The following is a 14,587-nucleotide window of genomic DNA, read 5'->3' on the forward strand; positions in this document are numbered from 1 at the left end:
TTTTGTATTTAAATGGCGTATCTACAGGTAGATTTCGCCGCCCTGTTCTGCAAAAGCTGCGGCTTTTTCCTTCATACCGGCAGTCATGGCATCCTCTTCTTCCAAACCTTTTTGCGCGGCGAAGTCACGTACTTCCTGCGTGATTTTCATGGAGCAGAAGTTGGGGCCGCACATAGAGCAGAAATGAGCCACCTTGGCGCCGTCTGCAGGCAGTGTTTCGTCGTGATACGAGCGGGCCGTTTCCGGATCCAGGGCCAGGTTGAACTGGTCTTCCCAGCGGAATTCAAAGCGGGCCTTGCTGAGCGCATTGTCCCTGTGTTGCGCACCCGGGTGGCCTTTCGCCAGGTCGGCAGCATGCGCAGCGATCTTATAGGTGATCACACCCTGCCGTACATCTTCTTTATTTGGTAACCCAAGATGTTCCTTTGGCGTTACATAACACAACATGGCGCAGCCAAACCAGCCTATCATGGCGGCGCCTATTCCTGAAGTGATATGATCGTAGCCAGGTGCGATGTCGGTGGTTAAAGGGCCAAGTGTGTAGAAAGGCGCTTCATGACAGTGCTCCAGTTGCTTATCCATATTGGTTTTGATGAGGTGCATGGGTACATGGCCCGGGCCTTCAATCATTACCTGTACTGAGTGCTTCCATGCTATTTTGGTAAGTTCCCCCAGTGTTTCAAGTTCTGCAAACTGCGCTGCATCGTTGGCATCGGCGATACTGCCAGGGCGTAATCCATCTCCCAGTGAAAATGAAACGTCGTATGCTTTCATGATTTCGCAAATCTCTTCGAAATGTGTATACAGGAAATTTTCCTTGTGATGCGCCAGGCACCATTTAGCCATGATGGAGCCTCCACGGGAAACAATACCGGTTACACGTTTTGCCGTTAACGGTATATATCTCAGTAGCACGCCGGCATGGATAGTGAAGTAGTCCACACCTTGTTCTGCCTGTTCAATCAATGTGTCGCGGAAAATTTCCCAGGTAAGGGCTTCCGCTTTTCCGTTCACTTTTTCCAGTGCCTGGTAAATGGGTACGGTGCCAATGGGCACGGGCGAATTACGGATAATCCATTCCCTGGTTTCGTGGATATTTTTGCCGGTGCTAAGATCCATAATGGTATCTGCACCCCAGCGGCAAGACCATACTGCTTTTTCCACTTCTTCTTCTATACTGGAAGTAACCGCGGAGTTGCCGATGTTGGCATTTATTTTCACAAGAAAGTTGCGGCCGATGATCATGGGTTCACTTTCCGGGTGGTTAATATTGGCGGGGATGATGGCCCTGCCGGCGGCAATTTCCTGGCGTACAAATTCAGGGGTGATAAACTTTACAGGTGTGTTGGCGCCAAAGCTCTGGCCTTTATGCTGGTCCCAGAGGGGATTGTTTTGCTCAAACAGTTTGTCGGCGCATTGATTTTCCCGGATAGCAATGTATTCCATTTCGGGTGTAATGATGCCTTGTTGTGCGTAGTACAACTGGGTTACATTTTGACCTGGTCTGGCGCGCAACGGTTTATGCGTGTGGCTCATCAAAGGCATCTTGCCTCCTTCTTTCATCAGTTCTCTTACAAAGGGACTGGTATACTCTGCGAGTTGCTCCACATCTTTCCGGCTGCTGATCCATGTTTCACGGATGCGCGGAATACCGGTGGCCACATCAATATGGATATTGGGGTCGGAAAAGGCGCCGCTGGTATCGTATACAACAACGGGTGCATTAGGAACGGCATCCCCGTTTTTCCCATGAATGCGTGTACCCGTGAGCGTTATTTTGCGCATGGCTACTTTTACCGGGTGGATAGTTCCGTCCACGTATATTTTTTCTGAAGCAGGAAAGGGTGTGCGGCTGAGTGCCACAGGCTGATTATTCATGATGTCTGGTTTTTTTAGAGATAGAAATGCCGGTCCGTAATGATGCATCACGGAAAAGACTATACGAAAAATGAAATGCAGGGTTTAGCCGCCCTGGGTAGCCCTGATAATAGTAATATTATCGGCTGCAGATAGTGGTTGGTTTTCCCAGGAGGTTTTCGGTATCACCTGGTTGTTGACGGCCACTGCAATGCCTTTTTGAGCAGAGATCTGAATAAACTGTAAGAGTGCAGCGATGGTTGTTCCCGGCTGCACCGCATAAAGTTTATTGTTTACATGCACTTCCATGTTAATTGGAATTTAAGTGAAACAATAAACTTTAAGGATGTGGAAAGATGAGAAAGGTTCAGTTACTTTTCCCTACGGCAGTATGAACTGCTTCAGGTACTGAGGGTATCATCTCAGTTTATCCTTCATATTGGATAAACACCCCTAAAGTGTAGATGTAAAAGTAATGGAAATATTTAAAAATTACATTACAAATGATGAATTGTGTATTTTTAAATTATGGTACGATTCAGTTTAATGTGTTTATTGATACTGGCGGTTGCCTGTAAAGGGAGTAAGAAGGAGGCGGAGCAGGAAGAATTACAGGATGACAGTAGCCTGGTTAGTATAATCGCAGACAGCAGTAATGCCGGCATTACTGACAGCATTGCTGCTGTTGCGGATACGCTGCATATTGACGCAGCTAAGCTCATAGGAAAGTGGATACAGCCCGTAGCGGGCCTGGATAAGGAAACGCAGGGTTTTCAGCTTAGAAAGAACGGAACTGCCAGATCCATTAACATGTACACACTGGTATACGAAAAATGGTTACTGACACACGACACCCTGCTGTTGTGGAATCATTCTGAAGGCGTAAAAGATACCTCCACGATCGTGGATACAACTATTATAAAAGAACTGTCAGACACCTCACTGGTATTGTTTCCTGTAAAAGCCGCCGAAGGCTACGTGGAAAAATACCATAGAAGCAATTAATTATATAGCTGCCAGAGTCCTACCAGGCAGGCTACTACCGCCATAAATACGCCGGCAGCAGCGAGCTGCATATCGTCAATATTTTTTCTTCCTATATACAGGGAAAGAAGACCAACTACTATAGCTACTGAGCCTGCGGTAACTGCATAGGAAGGCGTGTGTGTACTGAAAGCGAATGCTGCCGATAGTACACCGATAATGAGCGCTGATATACAGGCTGTTTTTGTTAATGCTGTTGAGTGTTGCATATATTCGAATTTTAAAGAACAGGTGAAGGAATAATTGTTTGCAAAACAGGTATTTTATTTATGCTGACTACTGACCTTTTCCTTCATCACGGGATTATCGTGTTCCCAGGGCACTTTTAACAGGGATCCTATTTCCTGGTAGCGGGCGTCCTGGTATTCATCCAGTCCGTATCTGATCGCCAGTGTATCCGGTACTTTTACAAAAGTGCCGAAGAGGCGATCCCATATAGAAAATATATTGGCATAATTAGCGTCTGTTTCGGGCTGGTAATGACTATGATGTACCTTATGCATATCCGGTGATACAATGATCCAGCTAAGCGCGTTATCCAGCCATTTGGGCAGATGGATATTAGCGTGATTGAACTGCGACATTAAGGCCGATATGGTCTGGTATAACATAATCATCCAGAAGGGCACTCCGAGAATCATAATAGCGGCAAAAAGGGCTATTACTCTCCATAGGCTTTCCACCGGGTGGTGTCTGAGGGCGGTGGTGGCGTCTATCTGTGTATCTATGTGGTGAATTTTATGAAACTGCCACATCCAGGCCGTTTTATGCTGTACCCAATGTATGAGCCAGGCCCCAATAAAATCCAGCAGTAATAATGCCAGTATGGTGTGTAGCCATAGCGGCAGTTGCGTCAGGTACAGGATGCCGAACTGCTGGGCGCTGGTCCACCGGGAAGCCTTTACAATAAGAAATGCCAGCCCTGTATTTACAATCACCGTGGTTAATGTAAAAAAGAGATTGGTGCCGGCATGGCGGTAGCGGTTGCTGCTAAAACGGAACCGGGGCGCCATGCCCTCAATGATCCATAACAGCAATAGTCCGCTCACCAGGATAGCAGTACGGTATACTGACGGAATATTTTCAAAAAAACTTACCATATCATGGTAAAATATATATAACGGTCTTTTTACGCTATGCTGTGGTTCTCCTTAACCAGGCCAACAAAATCTCTGCAGTGGATATGGGGGATGTGATCTTGTAATACGCAGTAAACATATATCCGTTACTGTTATTACCCTTGCGTTACTGTCCTGAATCCTCGGGTGTGTTCCAACCACTGATTCCGGAGAAAAATTACAACTATTTGGGGAATATAAAAAGGCCTCTTTTAGGCCACAGGCAAAGAAAAAAGCAACCTCTTTGTCAGAGATTGCTTTATGTATAAGTTTTTAGCTATAAGTATTTATCTTTTTAGCATTTAGCTAACAACCGCAGTTTAGTTGTTCAGCATGAGCGGCATTACCAGCATAAGGAGGTCCTCATTCTCTTCTTTTTCGGATGGTCTGAGGATACCTGCTTTGGTGGCAGTGGCCAGGTCGATGGAGATTTCGTCTCCTTCCGCTGCATTCAGCATTTCGATGAGGAATTTCGCATTAAAAGCAATCTGCATATCATCACCGGTATACTGGCAGTTCATGCGTTCGTTACCTTCAAAGGAGAAGTCCACATCCTGGGCAGACAACTGAAGTTCGCTGCCGGTGATGCTTAAAGCAACCTGGTTGGTGCTTTTATTGGCGAACACACCCACACGTTTTAACGCGTTCTGGAAATCGCTTTTTACCACGGTGAGGCGGTAAGGATTATCTTTTGGTATTACTACCTTATAGTCAGGGAAACGGGCATCGATGAGGCGGCAGATCATCTGTGCGCCTTCGTGTTGCACGAAGAAGTGGTTCTGGCTATAAGCTACTTTAATTTCAGTTTCGTTATCAGGCAGGGCTGATTTCAGCAGGTTCAGCGGTTTTTTAGGCACAATGAAGGTGTCTGCCTGCGGGCATTTTACGTCTGTTCTTACATATTTCACCAGGCGATGTGCATCGGTGGCAACAAAAGTAAGACTGTCAGGAGCCAGCTCGAAGAATACGCCTGTCATAGCAGGTCGCAGGTCATCGTTGCTCACCGCAAACAGGGTTTTATTGATGGCGGTAACAAGACCTGTAGCAGCCATGGTAAAGGAGGTGGTATCATCCGCAGCGGGTTCTTTCGGGAAGTTCTCCGGATTTTCCCCCATCACTTTATATTTACCATTGTCTGAAGTGATTTCTACTGCGTAGGAGTTCAGGTCAATGTGGAAAGTCAGTGGCTGGTCGGGCAGATTTTTGAGGGAATCCATCAGGATCTTTGCCGGGATACAGATCCGACCGCTTTCCTTGGCTTCCACCTCCAGCTTCACCCGCATAACAGTTTCCAGGTCAGTTGCAACTACAGTCAGTTCGTTTTTGTCAATCAGGAACATAAAATCCTCCAGTATAGGCAATACTGTGTTTGAATTGATAACCCCGCTGATCTGTTGTAATTGTTTTAATAAAGTAGAGGAAGAAACAATAAATTTCATGGTTTATATAAGTTTGCTTATCATTTTTTGTTGAAGGGTAACCTTTAGGGCATGCCGCCCTGATTTTCTCCTGGCACCTCACATAAAAGGTCAAATGTACTGTAAACAAAGATAGAAAGTTTTGTCGTTCTCCCTAATTTCATCACATCTTATACACTAAGATAACGTGGTTTTACACAACGATTTGCAGTCATCCATATATTTCTTTTTAGTATAATACTAGATAGAAAGAATAAAAATACCCCTTCTGGTTAGATGAGATGCAATAACTATGGCCATTTATTAATGGAAGTGAAAAGAATTTACCTATTCTTTTAAATTATCTTCAAATCGGTTACTTTTGCCGCGCTGAAAAATTATTACAAACCAACAAAAAAAAGCAGGTTATGAAACTGTCTCATTTAGCCGAAACGTTGATTGGATCCGAAATCATTAAGTTAGCAGCTGAAATAAAGGAGAAACAGGCCAAGGGTGAGAAGATATACAACTTCACGATTGGCGATTTTGACCCGAAGGTATTTCCTATCCCGGTTGAATTTGAACAGGAAATCATAACAGCCTATAAGGAGCACCTGACCAATTATCCTCCTGCCGATGGTATCGCGGAGTTAAGACAGGCAGTAGGTGGTTTTATAGCTGAGCGTGAGGGCCTCTCCTACGATCCTGCAAAGGAAATCGTTATTTCCTGCGGCGGTCGTCCTATCATTTATGCTACTTTCAGAACCATCGTTGACCGTGGCGAGAAAATAGTATACGCTACACCATCATGGAATAATAATCACTATACCCACTTCCTGGAAGCGGAACACGTAGTGCTGGAAACCAAAGCAGAAAACTTCTTCATGCCTACGGCTGCTGAACTGAAGCCGCTCCTGAAAGGTGCTACCCTGCTGGCGCTCTGCTCTCCGCAGAACCCAACCGGTACCGCTTTCGGTAAGCAACAGCTGGAAGAGATCTGCGACCTGGTACTGGCCGAAAACAAAAGCAGAGGCGCTGATGAAAAGCCCCTGTATGTATTGTTCGACCAGATGTATTGGGTGCTCACCTTTGGTGAAACACACCACCACAATCCGGTTACCCTCCGCCCGGAAATGAGGGATTATACCATCTTCATCGACGGTATGAGTAAAGCGTTCGCTGCTACCGGCGTAAGAGTTGGCTGGGCGTTAGGACCCGCACACGTAATTGGTAAAATGAAATCCATCCTTTCCCACGTTGGCGCCTGGAGCCCGATGGCAGAACAAAAAGCTGCTGCCCGCTACCTGGTACAGAAAGAAAATGTGGATAAATACCTGCAACACTTTAAAGGCGAAATCGAAGAAAGACTGGTGAAAATCTACGAAGGCTTCGATAAACTGAAAAATGCAGGTCATAAAGTAGAAGCCATTGCTCCGCAGGCTGCTATCTATCTCACCGTTAAATTTGACCTGGTAGGCAAACAAACGGCTGATGGCACTGCGCTTGCAGATCAGGCTGCTGTTACCTCCTACATCCTGAATGAAGCTAAAATAGCCCTGGTGCCGTTCTATGCTTTCGGATCCGCTAAAAACTCTCCATGGTACCGCCTCAGCGTAGGTACCTGCGTGAAAGAAGAGATCCCGGCAATGTTTGAGAAACTGCAGGCTGCACTCGAAAAACTGAAATAGCGGATTGTTGCGGAGGTTGTCTTGAGCACTGATTACGCTGATTATACTGATTTTTCTTTTTTTGATTTATAGGTTTAAGGAGATATGAGTGGGTTCCGCTCATATCTCCTTTTTTGTTTCTAGGGAGATACAAGCGGATTTGTTCGCTTATATCTCCCTTAGATTTTTTAAAAGCTAAAAGAAAATCAAAAAAATCCAAAAAAGAAAAATCAGTATAATCAGCGTAATCAGTGCTCAAGACAACCTCCGCGGCGATTACTCGCTTATATCTCCCCACCCTGACTTTCTGACTTTTATCTTCGAAAAGTTAAATGGGTGTTAAAAGGTCAACTTTAGTTACTATTTCAAAAAAAGTCCCTAATTTTGACCTTGAAACTAAAAAAGTCAAAAAGTTAATGCACACAGAAGCTAAAGATGAAATGAGGGATAAGATCCTGGAGGCGGCTCTGAAGCGTTTTACTCATTATGGCGCTTCTAAAACAACGATGAACGAAATAGCAGATGATCTTCACTGCTCCAAAGCATCGCTGTATTACTATTTCCCCGATAAAAAGGCGATGCACATTGCCGTGTTGGAAAAAATTGCAGAAGCATATTTTCAGCAGATGGAGAAGGAAGCAGTTCAGGTGAAATCGGCTGCCGAAGCATTATATAATATCATTGATCTCCGGAAAGATTTTATCAGCAAATTCTGCCGGCTGGAAATATTTAAAATATTACAGGATAACTCGGCGCTCTTCCTCGAAGAAAAGAAGAAGGCAAAACAACGGGAATTTAATATCCATACCACCATCATTAAAGCAGGTATTGCCTCGGGAGAATTTAAAGTAAAAGATCCTGAAAAAACCGCGGAACTATTGGTACTGGCTGCTATGGGATTGCGCTTTTCTGTACCGGATCATATCCGGGAAGACACGGAGCTGGATGAAGAAATGATGGACCAGGTAATAGAAAAACAAAAACAGTTACTCGAAATTTTCATAAAAGGAATAAAAGCATAAACGGAAATCATGGTAGTGAGGGAAAGGATACTGGAAACTGCGCTGAAAATGTTCAGAACATACGGTGTGAAAGGGGTAACTATGTTTGATATCGCCCGCGACTGTGGGATTTCCAAGAAAACAGTATACGAGCACTTTGAAGACAAACAGGCGCTGATAGACGAAGGGATGCAACAACTGCTGACAAACCATATTAACTACTTCCATGAGTGTTTGCAAACCACAGACAATGCCATCGAAGAACTGGTGCGTAACATGAAGTACATCACCAATCTGGCTAAAACCCTGAACCCGGTAATGCTGCACGAAATCCAGAAGTATCATCCGGACACCTGGCGCAGTATTGAGAGTTTTAAGTCGGATAACATGCTTTGTAACATCAAAAAGAATTTAAAAAGAGGAATGGCGGAAGGCCTATACCGCCAGAACCTTCATATAGATATTGTAGCACGCATGCGCCAGCTGCAGCTGGAGGCAGCTTTTGACCCGGAGCAATACCCCGCAGATCAGTTTGAAATGCATGAGGTAATGGAACAGGTAACCGCCCACTTTATATTGGGAATTGCCACTATCCGGGGACATAAACTGGTAAACCAGTACCTGCAAATAAAAGAAGAAGAATAAAACTACTACGCTAAGATTTATTTTATGAAGCGATTAAAGTTAACGCTTGTCCTCCTCATGGGGATAGGGGTATATAACGGCTATGCCCAAACGCAACTGACCTTACAGGAAGCGCTGAGGTTTGCATTGAACAACAATAAACAATTGGCAAAAACCAAAATGGACGAAGAAATGGGGAAATACAAAACCCAGGAAGTCCGCTCCCAGGCCCTGCCACAACTGAATGGTAATGCTTCTTATACAGACAACCTGATGCTGCAGAAATCGCTCATCCCTGGTGCTGTATTTGGCAAACCGGATAGTTCCATACTGGTGGCTTTTGGTGTTAAATACAATGCTACCGTTGGCGCAGAACTCAGCCAGCAAATCTTTAATCAGGCCGTGTTTACCGGTTTGAAAGCTTCGAAGGCAGGAGAAGAATATTATAAGATACAAACGGAACAATCTGTTGAAAATGTGATCTATAATGTATCACAGCTCTACTACCAGCTGCTGGTAACACAGGAAAAGATCCTTACCATCAACAGCAATATTGAAAAGCTTACGCAGCTGGTAAGCGCCACCAAATCCCAATTTGATAACGGTCTCGCCAAAAAAATTGACCTGGACCGTATCAAGGTGAACCTCATCAATAATATGACGCAACGTACACAGTTGCTGAATCAATACGCAACGCAAACCAACAACCTGAAAAAGGTAATGGGTATGCCACTGCAGTCAACTTTCCTGTTGCCGCCGGCTTCACTGAAAGACATTGAAAACAAAGCTGCCGGCGTGCTGCAGTATGACGACATGAATCTCGCCAACAGAACGGAATACAAATTATTGAAGAAACAGGAAGAACTGCAGTTATTCCAGAAGAAAGCTTACCAGGCAGAAAATTATCCTTCGCTGTCGTTGTTCGGAAGATACTCTTACAACGGGATGAGTCAGCAATGGGCTTTTTCGAAAGATCCTACCAACTCTACCAGCTGGTTTGGTGCAGCAGCCATCGGCGTATCGCTGAAGGTACCCATCTTTGATGGCTTTGGCCGCCGCTCCAAAGTGAGTCAGGCCAACGTAACCCTGCGTCAGCTGGGCAAGCAACTGGAAGACACAGAACTGACCCTCAACACCGACTACGAAAACGCCAAGCTGATGGTACGTAGTAACTTATCTACCATCACCACGCAAAAAGAGAACGTGGACCTCGCCAATGAAGTGTATTATTCTACTCAGAATAACTACAAACTGGGCCTGGCGGGCCTGACGGATCTGCTGAACGCAGAAACTTCGCTGGCAGATGCACAAAACAGTTATAACGAAGCCCTGCTGCAATACAAACTGGCAGAGCTGGAGATAATAAAAAGCAAAGGAAGTTTGAAAGACCTCCTGAACTAAACGTATAAACGAAAAACAACGATAGAACACACAAACTATTTTGCAGATGAAAAAGTTTATAATCTGGGGCTTGGTGGCAGTAGGTGCAGTAGTACTGATCATGTGGAAACTCAGCGCTAACAAAAAAGCGAACGAGGCTAAAACAGAATTCGTAAAACAAAGCAATATCGGCGACATCCCGGTGCTGGTACAGAAAGTATCCCGCAATGATTTCTCCCAGGGATTTCTGGCCAATGGTAACTTTCAGCCGGTACGCGAACTGACGTACCTCGCCGAAACCGCCGGCCGTATTACCAAACTGCTGGTGGATGAAGGCAGCGTGGTAAGACAGGGACAACCCATTGCTTACATTGATGGTCAGCTTTTAAATACCGACCTCGAATCTGCAAAAGCTAACCTCAACCAGCTGAAAGTAGATAAGGAAAGATACGAAAGTGCGTTCCAGACCGGAGGCGTTACGCAGAAACAAATGGATGATGCGCGCCTGCAGTACGACATTGCGAAAACGCGCTATGAGGCTGCCAGCCGTCGCGTAAGCGATACTTATGTGAAAGCGCCTATCTCCGGAATTATCAATAAAAAATATATAGAACAGGGTGCTTACCTCTCTGTAGGCAATAAAATGTTCGACATCGTGGATGTATCCAGGCTGAAACTGTCCGTATCTGTACCGGAAGGACAAGTGGTAACACTCAAAACCGGCCAGAAAGTACAGGTTACTTCCAACGTATTCCCTGAAACCCAGTATGAAGGCACTATTACCTTTATTGCTGCAAAAGGTGATAACTCCCTCAACTACCCGGTGGAGATGGAAGTCCGCAATATTGATGGAAAAGACCTGAAAGCAGGTATGTATGGTACTGCACATTTCGTAGATCCGAATGCGGCTAAAACAATTTTCATTGCACGCACCGCATTTGTAGGTGGCGTAAACAGCAATACCATTTATGTAATGGATGGTAATGTGGCAAAGAAACGCAAAGTAGTGGCCGGCCGCATTGTTGGCGACCAGGTGGAAATACGGGAAGGGCTGAACGAAGGTGACACTGTGATCACCAGCGGTCAGATTAACCTGACTGAAGGTGCTGTTGTAGTGGCTCAGAACGGCAAAAAGTAAGCGAGGAAAATGTATCTGGTGTTTGACCAAATTTTTGCAACATGAAGATTACTGAAGTATCAATTAAGCGACCTACGATCGTAGTGGTGGTGTTCACCATCCTCACCCTCCTGGGCGTGATGAGTTATAAATCGCTGAACTACGAGCTGTTGCCAAAGTTCAGCTCCCCTATCGTAACCATTTCTACGGTATATCCCGGCGCCTCTCCCAATGAAGTGGAAAGTACGATTACCAAGAAGATTGAAGATGCGGTAGCATCTATGGAAAAGATCAAAAAGATCATTTCCAAATCTTCTGAAAGTTTGTCTGTTATTACCGTTGAGCTGAACAACGATGCGGATGTGGATATTGCCCTGCAGGATGCACAACGCAAGGTAAACGCTATCCTGGCAGATCTGCCGGGTGATGCCAAGCCGCCATCGCTCAACAAATTTTCCCTGGATGACCTTCCGATCATGACGCTGTCTGCCACCGCTAAAATGGATGACAAACAGTTTTACGACCTGGTAGATAAGAAGCTGCAACCATTATTATCCCGGTTACCGGGTGTAGCCCAGGTATCACTGATTGGTGGCCAGGAGCGCGAAATCCAGGTAAACGTAGATCCAAAAAAATTACAGGCTTTCAACTTATCCATCCTGCAATTGCGTCAGCTGATCACCAACGCCAACCTTGACTTTCCAACCGGTAAGGTGAAAACAGCCAACGAACAGATCCTGATCCGTTTGGCCGGTAAATATAAAAACGTAGACCAGCTGCGTAACCTCGTGCTGAAAACAACTGAGGATGGCACACAGGTGCGGTTGACCGACGTTGCCGATGTACAGGATGCCCAGAAAGATGCGGATCGTATTGCCCGCGTAGATGGTGTTAGTGCGATTGCCCTGCAAGTGCAGAAACAAACGGATGCCAACGCGGTAACCGTGAGTGAAGAAATGAAAAAGGCTATCAGCAAAATTGAAAAAGACTATGCTGCGAACGACCTGAAAATGCTGGTAGCAAACGATTCCTCCGACTTTACGCTGGAATCTGCCGACTCGGTAATACATGACCTTATCCTCGCAGTAGTGCTGGTGGCTGTTGTGATGCTGTTGTTCCTGCACAGTATCCGTAGTGCGCTGTTTGTAATGATTTCCATTCCGGCTTCCCTCATTGCTACGTTCATCGGTATGAAGCTAATGGGCTTCTCGCTCAACCTCATGTCGTTATTGGGCTTGTCGCTGGTAGTAGGTATTCTCGTGGATGATGCGATTGTGGTGCTGGAAAATATTTACCGGCATATGGAAATGGGTAAGAACCGTGTCCGTGCTGCATTTGATGGTGTAAAAGAGATAGGCTTCACCGTTACCTCCATTACGCTGGTAATTGTGGTGGTGTTCCTGCCCATCTCTTTAACTAATGAGCTGGTATCAAAGATTCTGCGTGAGTTTTGCGTGGTGGTAATGATTTCCACGATGCTTAGCTTGTTGTCGTCCTTTATGATTGTGCCGCTGTTATCATCCCGCTTTGGTAAGCTGGAACATATTACCGGTAAGAACATTTTTGAGAAATTCATTCTCTGGTTTGAAGCACAGCTGCAGAAGTTCACCAACTGGATGACCAGTATCCTGAAGTGGGCGCTGGGTCATAAAAGGATCACCATAGCCGTGGCGGTTGGTTTGTTGGTAGCTTCTTTCATGCTGGTAGGTAAAGGCTACATCGGTGGAGAGTTTATTCCCAAGGGCGACCGCGGACAGTTCATCGTAATGCTGGAAATGCCGAAGGATGCGTCTGTAGAACAAACTAACCTGGCTACACGTACAGCAGAAAAATATCTTAACAAGAAACAGGAAGTTACCCGTTTGATCACAACGGTAGGTCAAACCAGTGAAGATGGTTTTGGTAACGCGCAGTCAACCGCATATAAAGCAGAGATCACCGTAATGCTGGTGGGGCCGGAACATCGTTTGGATGCTTCAGATATCTATGCCGCCAAGATCAAAAAAGAACTGAAAAGTATCTTACCTGGTGTAAAGGTAAAAACCACGGATGTAAGTATCCTCGGTACCGCAGAGCGGGCGCCGGTAGAGCTGGTGGTAATGGGTACGGAGCTGGACAGCGTAATGAATTACGCTAAAAGAGCCATGGATACGCTCAAAACTATCAGTGGTGCTACAGAAGTAAAACTGTCGGTAGAAGATGGTAACCCGGAAATTAATGTGCAGGTAGACAGGGATAAGATGGCCGCACTGGGCCTCACGCTTGATGCCGTGGGTGGTACCATGCAAACCGCTTTCAGTGGTACAGCCGATGACTCTAAAGTAAAGTTCCGTCAGGGGGATTATGAGTACGATATCAACATCCGGTTTGATGATTTCAACCGTAAGAACCTGGAAGATGTATCCAATATACAGTTCATCAACGACAAGGGGCAACTGATCAAGCTGTCGCAGTTTGCTGTGATAACAGAAGGCTCAGGACCCAGTCACCTGGAAAGAAGGGATAAAAACACTTCTGTATCTGTGCAGGCGCAGGTAATGGGTCGTCCGTCAGGTACAGTTACCCAGGAGTTTTCCGACAAGCTGGCAAAAATGGACAAGCCCGCCGGCATAAACTACATTTTTGGCGGTGATGCAGAAAACCAGGGCGACTCCTTTGGTACCATGGGCGCGGCATTGCTGATCTCCATTGTGCTGGTATACCTGATCATGGTGGCGTTGTACGACAACTACATCTATCCTTTCGTGGTATTGTTCTCTATTCCGCTGGCGATCATCGGTGCATTACTGGCACTGGCACTCACCAACAATACGCTGAACATCTTTACCATCATGGGTATCATTATGTTGATCGGGTTGGTGGCGAAGAATGCGATCATCCTGGTGGATTTTACCAACCAGATGAAGGAGCAGGGCCAAAGTACTTACCAGGCGCTGATTCATGCCAACCACGCGCGTTTGCGTCCTATCCTGATGACCACCATCGCAATGGTGATCGGTATGTTGCCTATTGCATTGGCAACAGGTGGTGTGGGCTCCATTAAAAATGGATTGGCCTGGGCTATCATCGGAGGATTGATGAGCTCTATGTTCCTTACCCTGATTGTGGTGCCGGTGGTATACATGATTGTGGATATGGGTATGGCGAAGCTGGGAATGGGCAGGTTGTCCAGCAAACGTTACATCAGGCAACGTATGGTGGCTTCTTATGAAGAAGTGCCTTTAAATGAAATTCATTCGAATTAAAGATATGTTACTAACAGTGTAACAGTTGTAGGTTTAGGTAATAGCCGGAGTAATCATACTCCGGCTTTCTTTTTTTTGAGAGGTACGAAACCTGCCATTTGGTGTATTATTATTTTCACGCGACCCTCAATTTTGTT

Annotated in this window: 12 protein-coding genes and 1 riboswitch; of the genes, 7 read left to right on the top strand and 5 right to left on the bottom strand. The window is 45.6% G+C overall.

The features are described 5' to 3' along the window. Positions 1-21: 21 nt before the first annotated feature. Complete coding sequence (gene thiC, locus AB6805_RS08495) at positions 22-1,878, bottom strand: phosphomethylpyrimidine synthase ThiC (RefSeq protein ID WP_370909004.1); 1,857 nt, start codon at positions 1,876-1,878, stop codon at positions 22-24. An 84-nt stretch (positions 1,879-1,962) separates the two neighbouring features. Continuing rightward, positions 1,963-2,166: a sulfur carrier protein ThiS gene (gene thiS / locus AB6805_RS08500; RefSeq protein WP_079471618.1), complete on the bottom strand. Its 204-nt coding sequence runs from the start codon at positions 2,164-2,166 to the stop codon at positions 1,963-1,965. Between the two features lie 52 nt (positions 2,167-2,218). Then, a riboswitch (TPP riboswitch) is annotated at positions 2,219-2,322 on the bottom strand. Between the two features lie 63 nt (positions 2,323-2,385). On the opposite strand from thiS, the gene AB6805_RS08505 reads away from it, so the two are divergent. Further along, positions 2,386-2,862 carry a lipocalin family protein gene (locus tag AB6805_RS08505; protein WP_370909005.1) on the top strand — a complete coding sequence of 159 codons (477 nt, stop codon included), beginning with the start codon at positions 2,386-2,388 and terminating at the stop codon, positions 2,860-2,862. Here the strand turns inward: AB6805_RS08505 and AB6805_RS08510 are convergent. The 3 genes from AB6805_RS08510 to dnaN form a co-directional block, all read right to left on the bottom strand. Continuing rightward, on the bottom strand, positions 2,859-3,110 hold the full coding sequence (locus AB6805_RS08510) for a hypothetical protein (RefSeq protein WP_370909006.1): 252 nt from the start codon (positions 3,108-3,110) through the stop codon (positions 2,859-2,861). The genes AB6805_RS08505 and AB6805_RS08510 overlap by 4 nt on opposite strands. Before the next feature lie 54 nt (positions 3,111-3,164). Beyond that, positions 3,165-4,001, bottom strand: a complete 837-nt coding sequence (locus tag AB6805_RS08515; RefSeq protein ID WP_370909007.1) for a sterol desaturase family protein — start codon at positions 3,999-4,001, stop codon at positions 3,165-3,167. Between the two features lie 338 nt (positions 4,002-4,339). Then, positions 4,340-5,458 (bottom strand): DNA polymerase III subunit beta, encoded by a 1,119-nt coding sequence (gene dnaN, locus AB6805_RS08520; protein ID WP_370909008.1) that lies wholly within the window; start codon positions 5,456-5,458, stop codon positions 4,340-4,342. Between the two features lie 386 nt (positions 5,459-5,844). Here dnaN and AB6805_RS08525 point away from each other — a divergent pair, with 386 nt between their 5' ends. The 6 genes from AB6805_RS08525 to AB6805_RS08550 all read left to right on the top strand — a co-directional run bounded on the left by AB6805_RS08525 (position 5,845) and on the right by AB6805_RS08550 (position 14,450). Then, entirely contained in the window at positions 5,845-7,104 is a 1,260-nt protein-coding gene (locus AB6805_RS08525; protein WP_370909009.1) for a pyridoxal phosphate-dependent aminotransferase, read from the top strand. A gap of 395 nt (positions 7,105-7,499) precedes the next feature. Continuing rightward, entirely contained in the window at positions 7,500-8,105 is a 606-nt protein-coding gene (locus AB6805_RS08530) for a TetR/AcrR family transcriptional regulator (RefSeq protein WP_370909010.1), read from the top strand. 9 nt (positions 8,106-8,114) lie between these two features. After that, positions 8,115-8,729 (top strand): TetR/AcrR family transcriptional regulator, encoded by a 615-nt coding sequence (locus AB6805_RS08535; RefSeq protein ID WP_370909011.1) that lies wholly within the window; start codon positions 8,115-8,117, stop codon positions 8,727-8,729. 24 nt (positions 8,730-8,753) lie between these two features. Continuing rightward, positions 8,754-10,109, top strand: coding sequence for a TolC family protein (locus AB6805_RS08540; RefSeq protein ID WP_370909012.1), 1,356 nt, complete (start codon positions 8,754-8,756; stop codon positions 10,107-10,109). A 46-nt stretch (positions 10,110-10,155) separates the two neighbouring features. Beyond that, the gene (locus tag AB6805_RS08545; RefSeq protein ID WP_370909013.1) at positions 10,156-11,226 is read left to right on the top strand and encodes an efflux RND transporter periplasmic adaptor subunit; all 1,071 of its coding nucleotides are present in this window, start codon (positions 10,156-10,158) and stop codon (positions 11,224-11,226) included. Positions 11,227-11,267: 41 nt separating this feature from the next. Then, complete coding sequence (locus AB6805_RS08550; RefSeq protein ID WP_370909014.1) at positions 11,268-14,450, top strand: efflux RND transporter permease subunit; 3,183 nt, start codon at positions 11,268-11,270, stop codon at positions 14,448-14,450. The last annotated feature ends 137 nt before the right edge of the window (positions 14,451-14,587 follow it).

The organism is Chitinophaga sp. RCC_12 (assembly GCF_041360695.1).
Lineage (GTDB): Bacteria > Bacteroidota > Bacteroidia > Chitinophagales > Chitinophagaceae > Chitinophaga.

Bases quoted from the DNA above. Each gene is read 5' to 3' on its own strand.
- thiC (WP_370909004.1), bottom strand. From the start codon at position 1,878: ATGAATAATCAGCCTGTGGCACTCAGCCGCACACCCTTTCCTGCTTCA.
- thiS (WP_079471618.1), bottom strand. From the start codon at position 2,166: ATGGAAGTGCATGTAAACAATAAACTTTATGCGGTGCAGCCGGGAACA.
- AB6805_RS08505 (WP_370909005.1), top strand. From the start codon at position 2,386: ATGGTACGATTCAGTTTAATGTGTTTATTGATACTGGCGGTTGCCTGT.
- AB6805_RS08510 (WP_370909006.1), bottom strand. From the start codon at position 3,110: ATGCAACACTCAACAGCATTAACAAAAACAGCCTGTATATCAGCGCTC.
- AB6805_RS08515 (WP_370909007.1), bottom strand. From the start codon at position 4,001: ATGGTAAGTTTTTTTGAAAATATTCCGTCAGTATACCGTACTGCTATC.
- dnaN (WP_370909008.1), bottom strand. From the start codon at position 5,458: ATGAAATTTATTGTTTCTTCCTCTACTTTATTAAAACAATTACAACAG.
- AB6805_RS08525 (WP_370909009.1), top strand. From the start codon at position 5,845: ATGAAACTGTCTCATTTAGCCGAAACGTTGATTGGATCCGAAATCATT.
- AB6805_RS08530 (WP_370909010.1), top strand. From the start codon at position 7,500: ATGCACACAGAAGCTAAAGATGAAATGAGGGATAAGATCCTGGAGGCG.
- AB6805_RS08535 (WP_370909011.1), top strand. From the start codon at position 8,115: ATGGTAGTGAGGGAAAGGATACTGGAAACTGCGCTGAAAATGTTCAGA.
- AB6805_RS08540 (WP_370909012.1), top strand. From the start codon at position 8,754: ATGAAGCGATTAAAGTTAACGCTTGTCCTCCTCATGGGGATAGGGGTA.
- AB6805_RS08545 (WP_370909013.1), top strand. From the start codon at position 10,156: ATGAAAAAGTTTATAATCTGGGGCTTGGTGGCAGTAGGTGCAGTAGTA.
- AB6805_RS08550 (WP_370909014.1), top strand. From the start codon at position 11,268: ATGAAGATTACTGAAGTATCAATTAAGCGACCTACGATCGTAGTGGTG.